The organism is Vibrio mediterranei (assembly GCF_013364395.1).
Classification (GTDB): Bacteria; Pseudomonadota; Gammaproteobacteria; order Enterobacterales; family Vibrionaceae; genus Vibrio; species Vibrio mediterranei.
On the sequence record NZ_JABXGK010000001.1, the window covers coordinates 1,001,699 to 1,019,585 of the forward strand.

The following is a 17,887-nucleotide window of genomic DNA, read 5'->3' on the forward strand; positions in this document are numbered from 1 at the left end:
ATGGACGTTTACTTATTGAAGATTAAATAATGACTGAATCTTTTGCTCAACTCTTTGAAGAGTTTCTAAACGAAACAGAATTCCAACAAGGTAGTATCGTTAAAGGTACTGTAGTAGCTATCGAGAACGGTTTCGTTCTTGTTGACGCTGGCCTTAAGTCTGAGTCTGCTATCCCTGCTGAACAGTTCAAGAACGCTGCTGGCGAACTTGAAGTTGAAGTTGGTGCTGAAGTAGACGTAGCTCTAGACGCTGTTGAAGACGGTTTCGGTGAAACTCAACTTTCTCGTGAGAAAGCGAAGCGTCACGAAGCTTGGATCGTTCTTGAGAAAGCTTACGAAGAAGCTGAAACTGTTGTTGGTATCATCAACGGTAAAGTTAAAGGCGGTTTCACTGTTGAACTAAACGGTATCCGTGCTTTCCTTCCTGGTTCTCTTGTTGACGTGCGTCCAATCCGTGACACTGCTCACCTAGAAAACAAAGAGCTAGAGTTCAAAGTTATCAAGCTAGACCAGAAGCGTAACAACGTTGTTGTTTCTCGTCGTGCTGTTATCGAATCTGAAAACAGCGTTGAGCGTGACGAACTTCTTGAGACTCTACAAGAAGGTACTGAAGTTAAAGGTATCGTTAAGAACCTTACTGACTACGGTGCATTCGTTGACCTTGGCGGTGTTGACGGTCTTCTACACATCACTGATATGGCGTGGAAGCGTGTTAAGCACCCATCTGAGATCGTTAACGTTGGTGACGAGATCCTAGTTAAAGTTCTTAAGTTCGACCGTGAGCGTACTCGCGTATCACTAGGTCTTAAGCAGCTAGGCGAAGATCCATGGGTAGCAATCGCTAAGCGTTACCCAGAAGGTCACAAGCTAACTGGTCGTGTTACTAACCTAACTGACTACGGCTGCTTCGTTGAAATCGAAGAAGGCGTTGAAGGTCTAGTACACGTTTCAGAAATGGATTGGACTAACAAGAACATTCACCCATCTAAAGTTGTTAATGTTGGCGACGAAGTTGAGGTTATGGTTCTTGATATCGACGAAGAACGTCGTCGTATCTCTCTAGGTCTGAAACAGTGTAAAGCTAACCCATGGCAGTCATTCGCTGAAATGCAAGCTAAGGGCGACAAAGTTACTGGTAAGATCAAGTCTATCACTGACTTTGGTATCTTCATCGGTCTAGAAGGCGGCATCGACGGTCTAGTTCACCTATCTGACATTTCTTGGAATGTTGCTGGTGAAGAAGCAGTTCGTGAGTACAAGAAAGGTGACGAGATCTCTGCAGTTGTTCTAGCAGTAGACGCTGAGCGTGAGCGTATCTCTCTAGGCGTTAAGCAAATGGAAAATGACCCATTCAATGCTTACGTTGCAGACACTAAGAAAGGTACTCTAGTAAACGGTACTGTTACTGCAGTTGACGCTAAAGGTGCTACTATCGAACTAGAAGAAGGTGTAGAAGGCTACATCCGTGCTTCTGAAGTATCACGTGACCGCGTTGAAGATGCGTCTCTAATCCTAAGCGTTGGCGACAGCGTTGAAGCGAAGTTCACAGGTGTTGACCGTAAGAACCGCGTAATCAACCTATCTGTTAAAGCTAAAGATGAAGCTGAAGAGCAAGAAGCAATGGCTTCACTGAACAAGCAAGAAGAAGGCGCGTTCGGTAATGCTATGGCTGATGCATTCAAAGCTGCTAAAGGCGAATAATTTACGCCATTAGTGAAAAAGGAGCCGTAAGGCTCCTTTTTTTTGTTTTTATCTTTTCAAAATATAGACTATTATCAATTTATACAGGCAGTTAGTGCACTGTTGTTGTAAAATGACAAATAGACCACTATTCACTGAATATAAAGATACTAAAGATAAAGAGTAACGAGGGTACCTACCTATGACTAAGTCTGAACTGATAGAAAGACTCTGCGCGGAGCAAACTCATTTGTCCGCAAAGGAAATTGAAGATGCGGTAAAAGATATTCTAGAACATATGGCCAATACGTTAGAGAGCGGTGACCGTATTGAAATCCGCGGTTTTGGTAGCTTTTCTCTTCACTACCGTGAACCTCGTGTAGGTCGCAACCCTAAAACTGGTGATAAAGTGGAACTTGATGGTAAATACGTACCACACTTCAAACCAGGTAAAGAGTTACGTGAGCGCGTGAACGACAGTCTATAAATACTCGTTAATCGATAAAACGGCATACTTATTAGTGTGCCGTTTTGTTTTGTGGTCGAGTGCGCATAGTCGTTTAATTATCACCAAAGGTGCATACAGAATAGTCTATATACTCTAATTTTAGCCACGATTAACAAGATTATTGTTAGAGGGCATGGTGTGTGAATCCAATTTCCTGCATAATCGTAGCTATCCAATAACTGTGGTAAAAACGCATGAAGATTATAAAAATAGTTTTACTGATAGTACTTTTTTTAGTGACCTTAGCTCTTGGCTCACAGAACCAAGAAGTGGTGACTTTTAATTATTTGCTGGCCCAAGGTGATTTCCATCTATCGACCTTGCTGGGTAGTGTGTTTGTCGTAGGTTTTGTTATCTCTTGGGTTATTTTTGGCAGCTTACACCTCAAGTCTCAATTGACGGTACGCAAGTTAAAGAAACAGTTAGCGAAACAAAAACCATCAGAATCTAAAGAAGTGGTTAGCTCAAATAGCTAATCAAACACAAAGGGTTAGGGTCTATTTACTAAATGCTTGAGCTATTATTCCTGCTTCTTCCGATAGCTGCAGCCTATGGTTGGTACATGGGTCAGCGCAGCGTGAAGCATGATCGACAGGAGCAATCGCATCAAATATCTCGTCAATATATGACGGGCCTTAACCTATTGCTATCTGATCAATCGGATAAAGCGGTTGATCACTTTATCGAACTGCTACAAGTCGATAATGAGACTATTGATACTCACCTAGCTTTGGGTAACTTATTTCGTTCACGCGGCGAAGTAGACCGAGCCATTCGAATTCACCAAAACCTTATCTCCCGTTCTGGGTTGACCATCGATCAGAAAAACCTCGCTCTGCAACAGCTTGCTAAAGACTATATGGTGTCAGGTTTTCTTGACCGTGCAGAAAAGATCTTCGTTCAATTGGTTGATGAACCTGAACATCGTGAAGCTGCTCTAACGCAACTGCTGGCAATCTATCAGCAAACCAGTGAGTGGTATAAAGCGATTGAGTACGCCACAGCATTACAAAAGATGGGCAAGAAGCGAGTGAAGAACAGCATCGCTCATTTTTGGTGTGAGTTGGCTATGATCGAAAAAGCCGATGGTAATACTAATAAGGCGATCCAAAACTTTAAAAAGGCCCTTGCCGTTGACCCTAGGTGTGCTCGTGCCAGCATTTCATTAGGTAAACTTTATCTGGAAGATGAAGATTACGCTAAAACCGTGTCTTACCTTGAGTCAGTGCTAGAACAAGATAAAGACTTTATCAGTGAAGTTCTCCCTACCTTGGCTGAGTGTTATCACCACTTAGGGCAAGAACAGGGTTTGGTTGAATTTCTGAGAGCCAGTATTGAAAAAGGTGCCGGTGTTTCTGCTGAGTTGATGTTAGCGCAGCTAGTTGCAAATCACGAAGGAACGGAGGCCGCACAGGCGTTGCTTACTCGGCAGCTGGTTCGTAGCCCAACCATGAAAGGTTTCTACCGCCTGATGGACTATCATCTTGCGAATGCGGAAGAGGGCCGAGCGAAGGAGAGCTTAACGACTTTGCAATCACTGGTGGGTGAGCAACTAAAAACTAAGCCGCACTATCGATGCCGTAAATGTGGCTTTTCAACGCATTCGTTATATTGGCATTGTCCTTCATGTAAAGGATGGGGTACGATCAAGCCTATACGAGGACTGGATGGCGAGTAGCCTCCGACACAGAATTTTTCATGCAGCACTTATGTGCTGCTTTTTTTGAGTAAAACTCAACTTTCAACGAGGAGCGAAAATGATTGACCAAAAAGTGATTGTTGCACTGGACTATGATAACCAAGCCGATGCATTAGCTTTTGTCGATAGAATTGACCCAAGCTCTTGCCGACTAAAAGTGGGCAAAGAGATGTTCACACTATTTGGTCCTGAGTTCGTTCGAGAGCTTCATAAACGAGGCTTCTCTGTATTTCTAGATCTTAAGTTTCATGACATTCCTAATACTTGCTCGAAAGCAGTACGAGCTGCAGCAGAGTTGGGCGTTTGGATGGTGAACGTCCATGCTGGCGGTGGTGAGCGTATGATGGCGGCATCTCGTGAGATTCTAGAACCTTATGGTAAAGACCGACCGCTGCTTATTGGTGTGACTGTACTGACGAGTATGGAGCAGTCAGATCTCGCGGGTATCGGTATTAATGTTGAGCCTCAGGAGCACGTTCTTCGTTTGGCTAACTTAACCAAAGATGCTGGTTTGGATGGGGTGGTTTGTTCTGCTCAAGAGTCTAGCATGCTAAAAGCACAACTTGGCAAAGAGTTTAAACTAGTTACTCCAGGTATTCGTCCAGCAGGTACTGCAGTTGGTGACCAAAAACGTATCATGACACCAGATATGGCGATTCAGGCGGGCTCTGATTATCTTGTGATTGGTCGCCCAATTACTCAAGCAGAAAACCCAGCTCAGGTTCTAGCAGACATCAATGCGTCTTTGCGTTAAACCAAATTGCTAAGCCATTAAAAAGAAAAGAGCCAATGTCGATAAGATGTTGGCTCTTTTTTATGTTGCTTACTAAATAGACTTAAGCTGGTATTCCACTATGGAATTTAAAGTCATTATCCGGAGATGAAATTAGCTCCGCCTCGATCTTACCAAAGTAAGCCACTCGTTCACTGATATCCTCACCGGCTACCTGCTCTGCCAACGTTAAGTAGTCTTGGTAGTGGCGTGCTTCCGAACGCAATAGTGATATGTAGAATTTTGCGATATCGTCGTCCATGTGAGGTGCCAACTTAGCAAAACGTTCGCACGATCGAGCTTCGATATAGGCACCAATAATGAGCTTGTCTACTAAGGTATTAGGCTCATAAGTTGCCATTTTCGATAGTAATCCTTTCGCATATCGGCTTGCGGGTATTGGTTCATAAGCAATACCACGCTGTTCCATGATTTCTAATACCTGATAAAAGTGATGCAGCTCTTCCTTAATCAGTAGCACCATTTTATCAATTAAGTCTTGGCTATAAGGTGAGTCGGACTTGGCGATAATGGACTTAGAAATATTGCTCTTACCACGCAGTGTTTCCATATTACCAATACGGCGATATGCAAACTCTTCATAAGGCTTAAACCAATCAAACAACACAGCGGCGCTTTGTTTATCTACCGCGTATTTGCGAATCAGGAACATTGCTGACTGACCAGCTTTCAACTCACACAGTAAGTGGTCGATAAGTATGGTAGGTAGGTTGTCGGGCTTTTTTGCTTCTTCAACCCACTCGTTAGGCGTTGAACATTGTAGAAACTGATTAATCGGAGAAAGAATCGCGTCTATTTGAGATGAAGTAATCATAATATTTTTCGTTGAGCTAATTGAAAAAGGCCGCCAAAGCGACCTTTTTTGAACCGGTAAAGATTACCATTTTTTCTTTTCACCAAACAGTGCGTTGATGTCGTCATCACGTTCCCTGTTGGTTTGTTGTTGTTTTTCTTCGGCTTTAGCTTGTCGGCTATTTTGAAGTTGCTCTAGCATTTCAGACAGCTTCTCTTTGGCTTGCATCGAGTAGTTGTCATTTTTTGTGCTTAGCGCATCAATGCCTTTTTTAAGCAGTTGAGCGGCGGTACCTGGTTGACCTTTTGCGATAGATTCGTGAGCGCGTTTAACCACATTTTCGATATTGATTCGAATCTGAATGGTTTCGAGTCGAGCATTCTCAACCATATACGACTGGGTATCCATCCGGCCTTTATTGTGTTCAGTGCGAACAGTGTCTCGTAAGCGCTTAACCAGTTTAAGCATGATAATGGCTTGCTTATCGCTCGTTGGCACTTTAAACGATGTAGCGTCGTTACCTTCATAACTGTCTTGAATCTGCTGAACTTGACCTTTGGCAGACTCAACTCTTTGGGCAAGGTGTTTATTCTTAGGATCGAGCTCATACATGTTCATTAGAGCATCGAGAATGCGATTATGAAGGCAAAGCATCAATTCTTTGCTGTAAGGGAGGTAACTAGCACCGCTTATCAGTTCTTCAGTAGCATCAATTAAGGCTACGTAGCGAGCGGATTCTTGACGTCGTGTCGCTTCCGCCTTTAATTTGTACTGCAGCATGATGTTGTACCCAAGGATCAGGACAAGCAACAGTGCAACCAGTGCGATGATTAAACCAATATTCATAACGTTTTGTATCTACAATGAGTTTCCCTACAATTCGATAAACAGGATACACCAAAGACAAAAGCATCAACACTGCTAAGTTGTCGATTCGGTCATAAAGCAAGGAATTCGATAGCTTTTCATCCAGCAAAAATGCAAATGAGCATTTTGTAGTCAAAAAAACTGTTAATCTTTCTAGTAATTCGTTATAACTAATAATTATATGCTTGTTTTGAGTTGTGATGGGCTCAATGCAATATCAACAGGGATGATGAGAAGCCGATGAAGTTACAGCAGTTAAAATACATTGTCGAAGTAGTGAACCATAACCTGAATGTGTCTGCCACGGCAGAGAGTCTTTATACCTCTCAACCGGGTATTAGTAAGCAGGTTCGCTTACTAGAAGACGAGTTGGGTATTCAGATTTTTGAGCGCAGCGGCAAACATCTTACGCAAGTGACTACGGCTGGTGAAGACATCATTCGTATCTCTCAAGAAATCCTTTCTCGAGTTGAGAGTATTAAAGCGGTTGCCGGTGAGCATACTCACCCTGAAATGGGAACGCTTAATATCTCGACTACCCATACGCAAGCTCGTTATGCGCTTCCTGAAGTCATTAAAGGATTTACGGCTCGTTATCCTAAAGTGTCTCTGCACATGCACCAAGGTACACCGTCACAAATGTCAGAGGCGATTGCCAAAGGCACCGCTAACTTTGCTATCGCGACAGAAGCATTGCATCTTTATCAGGACGCCATCATGTTGCCTTGCTACCACTGGAATCGCTCTATCGTGGTACCAAAAGACCATCCTTTGGCACTGAAACAACAGATCACCATTGAAGATTTAGCTGCGTATTCATTGGTAACATATGTATTTGGCTTTACGGGTCGTTCAGAGCTTGATACTGCTTTTAACAAGGTTGGATTGACGCCTAAAGTAGTCTTTACTGCAACTGATGCTGATGTCATTAAAACGTATGTAAGAATGGGGATTGGTGTAGGTGTTATTGCTAGTATGGCCATGGATGAATCGCAAGACACCGATCTTGTCGCCATTGATGCAAGCCATATATTTGGTGCTAGTACTACCAGTATTGGCTTTAGAAAAGGCACGTTCCTGCGTTCGTATATGTATGATTTCATGGAGCGTTTTGCTCCTCATTTGACTCGCCCAGTTGTTGAACAAGCCATCTCTCTCAAGTCCAATGTGGAGATTGAAGAGATGTTTAAAGATATCGACTTACCCGTTCGATAGCATAAACTCCTTTCGTTGTTGAAGACTTCCTCCTACAATCGGTGCGATTAACGCATTGCACCGGGAATAGGGGGACGCAAATGCATCAGTCGTTTGCAGACATCACTTCATTTCTTCTTCGTCATCAAAACTATTGGCGCTATGATCCTTTTCATCAAGTGATCTCTGAACAAGTATTATGGCGAGAGTCAGCGCCTCAATTGTTTGAATGGCTCCAAACACTGTCCCCGCAAGAGATACTGAAACTCAAATCATCGACTGAGTGCGTCATTGAAGCGTTAGAGCCGTATATTTCCGATGTTCGAACTGCTCATATCGCAATTGAACTTCGCTCAATGCATTCGGCGGAGGAGCTTGTGTTGCCAAGAGGTCTCGATGCCGGGATTCCTGGCCGTAAACTAGAACAAATAAAGCAGATGATAACGGCGTGTTTGAATGACCATGCTGGCAATGAATGGCTAGAGTGGTGCTCAGGGAAAGGATTTTTAGGGCGGTTATTGGCTTCGGAGTCGAAGCAGTCCGTTACAAGCTTTGAGTTTCAATCAGCACTTTGCAAAGCTGGGCAGGAAGAAGCCGATAAACGCGCGTTACCCATGCGGTTTGTTCAAGGCGATGCTTTTTCTCCGCAATCTAAATTGGTCTTTAAGCCAACTCAACATGCTGTTGCGCTTCATGCATGTGGCGATCTACACGTTACTCTTATTAAACATGCCGTAGAGCATCATTTATCCGCACTGACGATATCACCGTGTTGTTATCACCTTATCCAAGGAGATAATTACTCGCCATTGTCCAAAGAGGGGAAGGCCGCAAAACTATCACTAAGTAAACATGAGTTGCGAATCCCACTTCAAGAAACTGTGACAGGAGGAGAGCGTGTTCGTCGTCATCGTGAACAAGAGATGGTGTTTCGTTTAGGCTTTGATGCTTTATGCCAGAGTCATAAGTTAAGTGAAGGCTACTTACCTATACCGAGCATAAAAAAATCGCAGCTATCGAGTGGTTTTAAAGCATTGTGCGAATGGGCGGCTCGTAATAAGCAACTCGACCTACCTGATGTTGATTTTGGCCATTTTGAACAAATGGGTCACCGACGATATTGGCAAATGGAAGCATTAAGCGTAGTACAAGGCGTTTTCAGGCGACCATTGGAAGTGTGGCTAGCTTTGGACAAAGCCATATATTTACAAGAGCAGGGGTATAATGTGGGGCTCAGTACATTTTGTGAGTCCAGTGTGACGCCAAGAAATATTCTGATTCACGCGAAGAGAGCGCATTAAAAAACGGGCATGACGCCCGTTTTTAACTTTTAGAGGTTTAGAACATAACGTTCAAAGTAGATTTGCGATTAGTTAAACATCGCAATAGCAGTTGTTGGTTCTACGTATTCTAGATCGAAGCTCTCTGCTACTTCTTTACAAGTCACTTTACCGTGAATAACGTTCAAGCCGTCTAGGAAGCCTTTGTCTTCAGTCAGCGCTTGTTTATAGCCTTTGTTCGCCAATTTGATGATGTAAGGCAGAGTTGCGTTATTCAGTGCGAAGGTTGATGTGCGTGCAACTGCGCCAGGCATGTTTGCGACACAGTAGTGAACCACATCATCAACAATGTAAGTTGGGTCCGCATGAGTGGTTGCGTGCGATGTTTCGAAACAACCACCTTGGTCGATAGCAACGTCAACGACTGCCGCACCAGGCTTCATCTTAGCGATATGTTCTTTGGTGACTAGCTTAGGTGCAGCAGCACCAGGTACTAAAACAGCGCCAATGACAAGATCAGCTTCTAGAACATGCTTCTCTAAAGCATCTTCAGTAGAATAAACGACTTTTGCGCGACCCTGGAATTCTTCGTCCAAAACGCGTAATGTATCAATATTGCGGTCGAGGATTGTGACGTCTGCACGCATACCAACAGCCATGCGAGCAGCGTTAGAACCCACTACGCCACCGCCAACGACGACGACCTTCGCTGGTTCTACACCAGGTACGCCACCTAGGAGTAGACCACGTCCACCATTGGACTTTTCGAGTGTTTGTGCACCAGCCTGTATAGACATTCGCCCAGCGACTTCAGACATTGGTGCTAATAGTGGCAAGCGACCCATATTATCTGTTACAGTCTCATAAGCAATGCAGACAGCTTTGCTCTTGATTAGCTCTTCAGTTTGTGGAAAATCTGGTGCTAGGTGAAGATAAGTGAATAATATTTGTCCTTCGCGTAACATAGCACGCTCGACAGCTTGAGGTTCTTTGACCTTTACAATCATCTCTGCTTTCGCGAAAACGTCAGCAGCGGTAGGAAGAATGGATGCGCCTACAGCGATGTAATCATCGTCTGAAAAACCGATACCAACGCCAGCGTTAGTTTCAACGTAAACATCGTGGCCGTTTGAGATTAGTTCTCGAACGCTTGCTGGAACCATACCAACACGGTATTCGTGGTTTTTAATTTCCTTAGGTACGCCAATTATCATCCTGACTCCTCATTATATTGTGGTTGTATTAACTGTTTGTAGGGTGTTATTGTCGAATTACGTACTAGTATAGAAGCTAATAAACAAAATTTGATACTGAATATTACAGAGTTGTAGTATATTTTTTTGCAAGGAAGTAACAAGGTGGAATAAAAAATGGCAGACAACTATAAGAAGCCGTCCAAGGAACTAGACCGAATTGACCGCAACATTCTAAATGAGTTGCAGAAAGATGGTCGAATCTCAAACGTCGAACTCTCTAAACGAGTGGGGCTTTCTCCTACTCCATGTTTAGAGCGCGTACGTCGACTTGAGAGACAGGGATATATTACGGGCTATACTGCTCTTCTTAACCCTCAATATTTAGATGCGTCACTACTTGTTTTCGTTGAGATTACATTGAACCGTGGTGCACCGGATGTGTTCGAGCAGTTCAATACTGCGGTACAAAAGCTGGATGACATTCAAGAGTGTCACCTAGTTTCTGGTGATTTCGACTATCTTTTGAAAACAAGGGTGTCGGATATGGGTGCTTATCGTAAGCTTCTTGGGGATACCTTACTTCGTCTACCGGGCGTTAATGACACTCGTACCTACGTTGTAATGGAAGAAGTGAAGCAAACCAACCAACTTGTGATTAAAACCCGCTAAACTGTAGTTACAGTAAGTCTTACAGGAAGCTGACTAAAGTAATGAAAATCCATGCTTTATTCTCTACCTAAATTGGGTTTTAATCCTTGATGTGGTTAAATCAATGAATACACCGAGCGGCTTTTGCCGCTCGGGCTGTTTTCAATAATTAGATGTTGGTTATGTTCAAACAGGACAAAAAAAGAGTCGAAACGATTATCAAGACGAGCGAAGAGCAAGACGCGCTTCGCCTAAACGGATTTCAACGGCTGAGAGAGTGTTGCTTTATCTTGGCTGTGCTTACGTCCATTCTACTCGCTGTAGCGCTATTCACCTTTAACCCTGCCGATCCTTCATGGTCACAGACCTCATGGGGAGGAGACATTCAAAATGCAGGGGGGATTGTCGGAGCGTGGTTGGCGGATACCTTATTTTTTGTCTTTGGTTCTTTGGCATACCCAATACCATTCATTGTGGCTTTTAGTGCCTGGGTCTTTTTCCGCAATCGCGATGAAGACGATGAAATTGACTTGATGATCTGGGGAACGCGTATCCTCGGTCTGGTGATACTCATCTTAACCAGTTGCGGTCTTGCAGATATCAACTTCGATGATATCTGGTATTTTTCATCGGGCGGCGTAATTGGTGACGTTCTGACGAGCCTCTCTCTACCTACGCTTAACGTACTTGGCACAACCATTGTTCTATTATTTCTATGGGGTGCTGGGTTTACGCTGCTAACCGGTGTCTCATGGCTGAGTATTGTCGAATGGATTGGCGATTCTGTGCTGTCTATGTCTTCCAACGTCGTTAATAAAGCACGTGGTACCAAAGAAGAAGTGTATGAGCCTGTTTTATCGCAGCCTGAGCGAGAAGAGCCGGCTGAGGATATGCCACATTTCTCCGCAGAAGCGAATGAGTCTGAAACCGATAATGTAGATACGGCGCCGGTTGCGAAGAAACAATACAACATCCATGTACCAGAACCAGTTAACACTGTCGCGGCTCAACCCGCATCAAACAAAGAAGAAGAGTTCGACCCACTGTTCTCTTCGGATTGGCAACAGCTAGACACGGATACACAGCGTGTTGAGCCGACGATGACAATCCCTGAGTCTGAAGTTGAAACAGAGCCAGAATATCATCATGCAGCACCGACTATTGAGCCGGTCACGCCTGTATTTGACGCCCCAGTACAAGAGCAGCCATCGGTTCATTCTGAGACCAGCAACGAACCTCAGGTTGAACGAACTCGTCAATTGGGCGCTACCATCGAAGAACTCGAGATGGCGGCGCGCTCTAGTGATGACTTTGCTGCACAAGATAATGATGAGCCGGAATTGGATGCCTCTATACCACTAACCTCTACGGCCATTGGAGCAGCAGCGTTATCGTCTACCTCCGCTCAGGCTGAAACTGCGACTGAGAGTGTCAATATCGATACCATGCCATGGGAAGTGAGTGAGCCGACAACGCAAGCTATATCGGTGGACACAAATCTTGTTGATGAGGCGACTAACATTACTCCATCAGAGCCGGTGCCTAAAGCAAGTAGCGAGTTGGGGAATTTTGAGGAACTTGAAGTTGAACTGTCTCGCACCCATGTAGAGCCTACATTCGATATTGATGCGCTCGAGCAAGAGGAAACGTCGCACGCTTCAGTGCCTCAAGAAAGTAATGAGCCTGAACCTGAAGTCGTTGACCCAGATTCCGCTGCGTTCCAGAACTTAGTCGCAGATGCTCAAAAAGCACAAGTGGCTAAGATGAATCCGTTCTTAGTACAGCAAGAGCAGAATCTTCCTAAGCCAGTAGAGCCAATGCCGACCTTGGAACTTCTTTACCATCCAGAGAAGCGTGAGAATTTCATCGACCGCGAGGCATTAGAAAACATCGCTCGTTTGGTTGAATCGAAATTGGCTGACTACAAAATAAAAGCTGAAGTGGTGGATATCTTCCCTGGTCCAGTGATCACCCGTTTTGAGCTTGATCTTGCTCCGGGCGTTAAAGTGAGTCGTATTTCAGGTCTGTCGATGGACTTAGCGCGTTCACTGTCAGCAATGGCAGTTCGTGTGGTTGAGGTTATCCCTGGTAAACCATATGTTGGACTAGAGCTGCCGAACATGTCTCGTCAAACTGTCTTCTTCTCTGACGTAGTGGGCAGTCAAGCGTTCATTGAAGCGAAATCTCCTACCACAGTCGTGCTTGGTCAAGATATCGCAGGTGATGCCGTCGTTGCAGACTTATCGAAGATGCCTCACGTGCTGGTGGCAGGTACAACCGGTTCGGGTAAGTCGGTTGGTGTGAATGTTATGATTCTGAGTATGCTATATAAAGCGACACCAGAAGACGTTCGTTTTATTATGATCGATCCGAAAATGCTTGAGCTATCGGTCTATGAGGGTATCCCTCATCTGTTATCTGAAGTTGTAACGGATATGAAAGACGCCTCCAATGCACTACGTTGGTGTGTAGGAGAAATGGAGCGTCGCTACAAGTTAATGTCGGCATTAGGTGTGCGTAACATTAAAGGCTTTAATGACAAACTTAAGATGGCTGCTGAAGCTGGACATCCAATTCATGATCCACTGTGGCAAGCTGGGGACAGTATGGACCCTGAGCCGCCATTACTCGAGAAACTGCCTTACATCGTCGTTATCGTCGATGAATTTGCTGACTTGATGATGGTAGTTGGCAAGAAGGTTGAAGAATTGATTGCTCGTTTGGCGCAAAAAGCACGTGCGGCAGGTGTACACCTTATTCTTGCGACGCAGCGACCTTCTGTTGATGTTATCACTGGTCTTATTAAGGCGAACATCCCAACACGTGTGGCCTTTACTGTATCGACAAAAACAGACTCACGAACCATTCTCGATCAAGGCGGCGCGGAATCGCTATTAGGTATGGGTGACATGTTGTATTTGCCGCCTGGTTCAAGTCATACCACGCGTGTTCACGGCGCATTTGCATCAGATGATGATGTGCATGCGGTGGTGAATAACTGGAAAGCTCGTGGTAAACCTAACTACATTGAAGAGATTACCAGCGGTGAACAATCACCAGAAACTCTACTTCCAGGTGAAAAAATGGAAGGTGATGAAGAGATGGATCCGTTGTTCGACCAAGTAGTCGAGCACGTTGTTCAGTCTCGTCGAGGCTCGGTATCAGGTGTACAAAGACGATTTAAGATTGGCTACAACCGTGCCGCTCGCATCGTAGAGCAACTTGAGGCGCAAGGCATTGTTAGTGCGCCAGGCCATAATGGTAATCGCGAGGTACTCGCACCGCCGCCACCTAAAGATTAATGATGATTGATAAGCTCTGAGGAGACTACATGAAGAAATGGTTAACGCTCGCCGCTTTGAGCTTTTCCACGCTAGGTTTTTCTGCACTAGCAACTGCGACGCCTCAGCAGGAGCTAAGCGACAGACTACAGCTAAACGACGGATTTAGTGCTACCTTCACTCAAAAAGTCACTAGCCCTGAAGGTGAGGTCGTGATGGAAGGCGAGGGCAACGTTGAAATATCACGTCCTAGCATGTTCCGCTGGGTGACAACCATGCCTGACGAAAATGTCTTGGTATCAGATGGCAACAACTTGTGGTACTACAGCCCATTCATTGAGCAAGTCAGTATTTACAATCAGGAGCAAGCGACCGAGCAAACCCCGTTTGTATTATTGACTCGTAATCGCGCCAGTGACTGGGACAATTACAACGTCAATCAAAAGGGCGATGTATTTACTCTGATTCCTACTGCTGTTGATTCAACACAGGGGCAGTTCCAGATTAATATTGATAGCAAAGGTATTGTGCATGGCTTTAATGTTATTGAGCAAGATGGTCAGAAAGGGACCTTTGCGTTTGACAACATTAAGGTAGGCAAACCTTCTGCCGATCGATTTACCTTTGTGATTCCTAATGGCGTCGAAGTGGACGACCAAAGGAACTAGGAGATTGCGTGAGTAATTTCAGTTTTGACTTTTCAGGGGACGAAGATTTTCGTCCCCTTGCTGCTAGAATGCGCCCAGAAAATGTTGAGCAATATATTGGTCAGCAGCACATTCTGGGTGTGGGAAAACCGCTTCGACGTGCCCTTGAAGCGGGTCAATTGCACTCAATGATTCTCTGGGGCCCACCAGGTACAGGTAAAACGACGCTTGCTGAAGTGGCTGCAAATTATGCGGATGCAGAGGTAGAAAGAGTCTCGGCAGTGACGTCAGGTGTTAAAGATATCCGTGCGGCTATCGAAAGAGCTCGCGAGAACAAGCTGGCTGGTAAACGAACGATTCTGTTTGTGGACGAGGTCCATCGTTTTAACAAAAGCCAGCAAGATGCGTTTCTACCTCATATTGAAGATGGCACAGTAACCTTTATTGGTGCGACCACCGAAAATCCCTCATTTGAGCTTAATAATGCACTATTGTCTCGAGCTCGAGTCTACAAACTGACGTCTTTGGACAAAGCCGATATTTTATTGGTACTGGAGCAAGCAAGAGATGATGCAAAGCGAGGCTTGGGAACTATCGCGGCAAATTTCCATGACAACGTTCTGGAGCGTTTAGCGGAGCTGGTTAATGGCGATGCGCGTATGTCGCTGAACTACCTAGAGCTGCTCTACGATATGGCCGAAGATAATGCACAGGGTGAGAAGGACATTACGTTAGCTCTATTAGCGGAAGTCGCAGGCGAGAAAGTCAATCGCTTCGATAATAAAGGCGATATCTGGTACGACTTGATTTCTGCGGTACATAAGTCCATTAGGGGGTCAAATCCAGATGCAGCGCTATATTGGTCTGCGCGCATGATAGCGGCGGGTTGTGACCCTCTCTATATCGCACGCCGACTATTAGCCATTGCGTCAGAGGATGTAGGCAACGCTGATCCTAGAGCGATGCAAGTTGCACTTTCTGCATGGGATTGTTTCACTCGTGTCGGACCCGCAGAGGGTGAGAGGGCCATCGCTCAAGCGATTGTCTATTTGGCATGCGCTCCAAAAAGTAACGCCGTGTATACCGCGTGGAAACAGGCTTTAACTGACGCCCATAACCTACCAGAATATGAAGTCCCGCATCATCTTAGAAATGCACCGACTTCACTGATGAAAGATATGGGGTATGGAGCAGAGTATCGGTACGCTCACGACGAGCCGGGTGCGTATGCGGCTGGTGAACGATATCTTCCGCCCGAAATGGAAGGAACTCGCTATTATCAGCCAACAAATCGTGGTCTCGAAACCAAAATTGGCGAAAAGTTAGATTATCTGGCGGATTTAGACGCAAAAAGCCCACAAAAGCGCTATGAAAAGTAGTGGCTTTTAGTTATCTTTATCCGGTTAACAAATCAATATCTACAACTGGTTGGAAAGTAATCAGTTGTAGAGGTATTCACAACTAAAAAGCATAGGATTGGCAATGCTGGATTCTAAATTACTTCGTACAGAGCTGGATGAAACAGCTGAAAAATTAGCACGTCGCGGCTTCAAGCTAGACGTAGAGACTATCCGTAAACTTGAAGAACAACGTAAGTCCATTCAAGTAGAAGTTGAGAATTTACAATCCACGCGTAACTCCATTTCCAAGCAGATCGGCCAGAAAATGGCTGCAGGCGACAAAGAAGGCGCTGAAGAGATCAAAAAGCAGATCGGTACACTAGGTAGCGATCTTGAAGCGAAGAAAGAAGAGCTCACTGCGGTAATGGCTCAACTTGAAGACATCACACTGTCTGTTCCTAACTTGCCAGCGGACGACGTTCCTCAAGGTAAAGATGAAAACGACAACGTAGAAATCTCACGTTGGGGTGAGCCTAAGTCTTACGACTTTGAAGTTAAGGATCACGTTGATCTTGGTGAGATGGGTGATGGTCTAGACTTTGCTAGCGCAACGAAGATTACTGGTGCACGCTTTATCGTTATGAAAGGCCAATTCGCTCGCCTTCACCGTGCAATCGCTCAGTTTATGCTGGATCTTCACACGGAAGAACACGGCTATACAGAAATGTATGTTCCTTATCTAGTGAATGCGGACAGCCTGTTTGGTACTGGTCAGTTACCTAAGTTTGGTAAAGATCTTTTCCACACTGAGCCACTAACTGAAAAAGCGAGCGATGAAGAGCCACGTAAACTGTCTCTTATCCCGACAGCAGAAGTGCCAGTGACGAACTTAGTTCGTGACACTATTTCTGAAGAGGCGGACTTGCCACTTAAGATGACGGCGCACACGCCTTGTTTCCGCTCTGAAGCGGGTTCTTATGGTCGTGACACTCGTGGTCTTATTCGTATGCACCAGTTCGATAAAGTTGAATTGGTACAAATCACGAAGCCAGAAGATTCAATGGACGCGCTTGAAGAGCTAACTGGTCATGCTGAGAAAGTACTTCAGTTGCTAGAACTTCCATACCGTAAAGTGGTGCTTTGTACTGGTGATATGGGCTTTGGTGCTCGCAAAACTTATGATCTTGAAGTTTGGGTTCCTGCGCAGGAAACATACCGTGAGATCTCTTCTTGTTCAAATATGTGGGACTTCCAAGCTCGTCGCATGCAAGCTCGCTTCCGCCGTAAAGGTGAGAAGAAGCCTGAGCTGGTGCACACTCTAAACGGTTCTGGCCTAGCGGTTGGCCGTACTATGGTTGCTATCCTAGAGAACAACCAAGAAGCAGATGGTCGTATCGCGATTCCAGCTGTACTTCAAAAGTACATGAGTGGCGCAACACATATCGGTTAACGCATAACCTACTAATTATTAAGCCCAGCATTGCTGGGCTTTTTCATATCTAGAAGTCAACTTTCCGCTTGTTTAGGTATGCGACGTCTGATTTAACTATTACAACAATGTAATAGTCTTTCCTAATTTCGACCGATTATTAACTCAAGCCCAATAGTTATAATGTCCGCCTTACCACGGTAAGTATTCATTTCTCGACCTAACTGAGGAGGGCATATGGCCGTAGGGTGGGCAAATGACGATAGTGTCAGCCAACAAATTCAAAATACCATTGACGATGAGATTTCACGGGTAAGAAGCGCGGCGAGTCGCGGAGAAAGTGCGCTTTATTGTGATGAGTGTGGGGAGTTGATTCCTGAAGCGAGGCGCATAGCGATAAAGGGTGTGAGATTTTGTATTCAATGTCAGCAATCGCTAGAGCACTTAACTCAACGTCAGGCGTTGTTTAATCGTCGGGCGAGTAAAGATAGCCAACTACGTTAATTATCATCGATATACAAAGCGGTTTGAAA

At 44.9% G+C, this 17,887-nt stretch carries 16 protein-coding genes; 13 read left to right on the forward strand and 3 right to left on the reverse strand.

The window, feature by feature from the left end:
• The first annotated feature begins 29 nt into the window (after positions 1 to 29).
• The 5 genes from rpsA (at position 30) to pyrF (ending at position 4,640) form a co-directional block, all read left to right on the forward strand.
• Complete coding sequence (rpsA, locus tag HOP38_RS04850) at positions 30 to 1,700, forward strand: 30S ribosomal protein S1 (protein ID WP_038230008.1); 1,671 nt, start codon at positions 30 to 32, stop codon at positions 1,698 to 1,700.
• Between the two features lie 181 nt (positions 1,701 to 1,881).
• Entirely contained in the window at positions 1,882 to 2,166 is a 285-nt protein-coding gene (ihfB, locus tag HOP38_RS04855) for an integration host factor subunit beta (protein WP_088876954.1), read from the forward strand.
• Positions 2,167 to 2,381: 215 nt separating this feature from the next.
• Entirely contained in the window at positions 2,382 to 2,663 is a 282-nt protein-coding gene (locus tag HOP38_RS04860; protein WP_038230012.1) for a LapA family protein, read from the forward strand.
• Positions 2,664 to 2,695: 32 nt separating this feature from the next.
• On the forward strand, positions 2,696 to 3,865 hold the full coding sequence (gene lapB / locus HOP38_RS04865) for a lipopolysaccharide assembly protein LapB (protein WP_038230014.1): 1,170 nt from the start codon (positions 2,696 to 2,698) through the stop codon (positions 3,863 to 3,865).
• Between the two features lie 79 nt (positions 3,866 to 3,944).
• Positions 3,945 to 4,640 (forward strand): orotidine-5'-phosphate decarboxylase, encoded by a 696-nt coding sequence (gene pyrF, locus HOP38_RS04870; protein ID WP_198557560.1) that lies wholly within the window; start codon positions 3,945 to 3,947, stop codon positions 4,638 to 4,640.
• Between the two features lie 82 nt (positions 4,641 to 4,722).
• Here pyrF and miaE read toward each other — a convergent pair whose 3' ends face one another.
• Positions 4,723 to 5,493, reverse strand: a complete 771-nt coding sequence (gene miaE / locus HOP38_RS04875; protein WP_198557561.1) for a tRNA isopentenyl-2-thiomethyl-A-37 hydroxylase MiaE — start codon at positions 5,491 to 5,493, stop codon at positions 4,723 to 4,725.
• Between the two features lie 63 nt (positions 5,494 to 5,556).
• Positions 5,557 to 6,318 (reverse strand): hypothetical protein, encoded by a 762-nt coding sequence (locus tag HOP38_RS04880; RefSeq protein ID WP_006075564.1) that lies wholly within the window; start codon positions 6,316 to 6,318, stop codon positions 5,557 to 5,559.
• Positions 6,319 to 6,579: 261 nt separating this feature from the next.
• Here HOP38_RS04880 and cysB point away from each other — a divergent pair, with 261 nt between their 5' ends.
• Positions 6,580 to 7,554 (forward strand): HTH-type transcriptional regulator CysB, encoded by a 975-nt coding sequence (gene cysB / locus HOP38_RS04885; protein ID WP_031496747.1) that lies wholly within the window; start codon positions 6,580 to 6,582, stop codon positions 7,552 to 7,554.
• An 80-nt stretch (positions 7,555 to 7,634) separates the two neighbouring features.
• On the forward strand, positions 7,635 to 8,834 hold the full coding sequence (locus HOP38_RS04890) for a methyltransferase (protein WP_198557562.1): 1,200 nt from the start codon (positions 7,635 to 7,637) through the stop codon (positions 8,832 to 8,834).
• A 68-nt stretch (positions 8,835 to 8,902) separates the two neighbouring features.
• Here HOP38_RS04890 and ald read toward each other — a convergent pair whose 3' ends face one another.
• Positions 8,903 to 10,027 (reverse strand): alanine dehydrogenase, encoded by a 1,125-nt coding sequence (gene ald, locus HOP38_RS04895; protein WP_198557563.1) that lies wholly within the window; start codon positions 10,025 to 10,027, stop codon positions 8,903 to 8,905.
• A 156-nt stretch (positions 10,028 to 10,183) separates the two neighbouring features.
• On the opposite strand from ald, the gene lrp reads away from it, so the two are divergent.
• From lrp to HOP38_RS04925, 6 genes are all read left to right on the forward strand, one after another.
• Positions 10,184 to 10,678, forward strand: coding sequence for a leucine-responsive transcriptional regulator Lrp (gene lrp / locus HOP38_RS04900; protein ID WP_004734558.1), 495 nt, complete (start codon positions 10,184 to 10,186; stop codon positions 10,676 to 10,678).
• A 161-nt stretch (positions 10,679 to 10,839) separates the two neighbouring features.
• A complete protein-coding gene (locus HOP38_RS04905) occupies positions 10,840 to 13,959 on the forward strand; it encodes a DNA translocase FtsK 4TM domain-containing protein (protein WP_198557564.1) in 3,120 nt (1,039 codons plus the stop codon).
• A gap of 29 nt (positions 13,960 to 13,988) precedes the next feature.
• A complete protein-coding gene (gene lolA, locus HOP38_RS04910; protein WP_006074059.1) occupies positions 13,989 to 14,606 on the forward strand; it encodes an outer membrane lipoprotein periplasmic chaperone LolA in 618 nt (205 codons plus the stop codon).
• A gap of 68 nt (positions 14,607 to 14,674) precedes the next feature.
• The gene (locus HOP38_RS04915; protein ID WP_276311917.1) at positions 14,675 to 15,964 is read left to right on the forward strand and encodes a replication-associated recombination protein A; all 1,290 of its coding nucleotides are present in this window, start codon (positions 14,675 to 14,677) and stop codon (positions 15,962 to 15,964) included.
• A gap of 103 nt (positions 15,965 to 16,067) precedes the next feature.
• Entirely contained in the window at positions 16,068 to 17,375 is a 1,308-nt protein-coding gene (gene serS / locus HOP38_RS04920; RefSeq protein ID WP_124940889.1) for a serine--tRNA ligase, read from the forward strand.
• Between the two features lie 216 nt (positions 17,376 to 17,591).
• Positions 17,592 to 17,858 carry a DksA/TraR family C4-type zinc finger protein gene (locus HOP38_RS04925; protein WP_171389250.1) on the forward strand — a complete coding sequence of 89 codons (267 nt, stop codon included), beginning with the start codon at positions 17,592 to 17,594 and terminating at the stop codon, positions 17,856 to 17,858.
• Positions 17,859 to 17,887 lie beyond the last annotated feature (29 nt).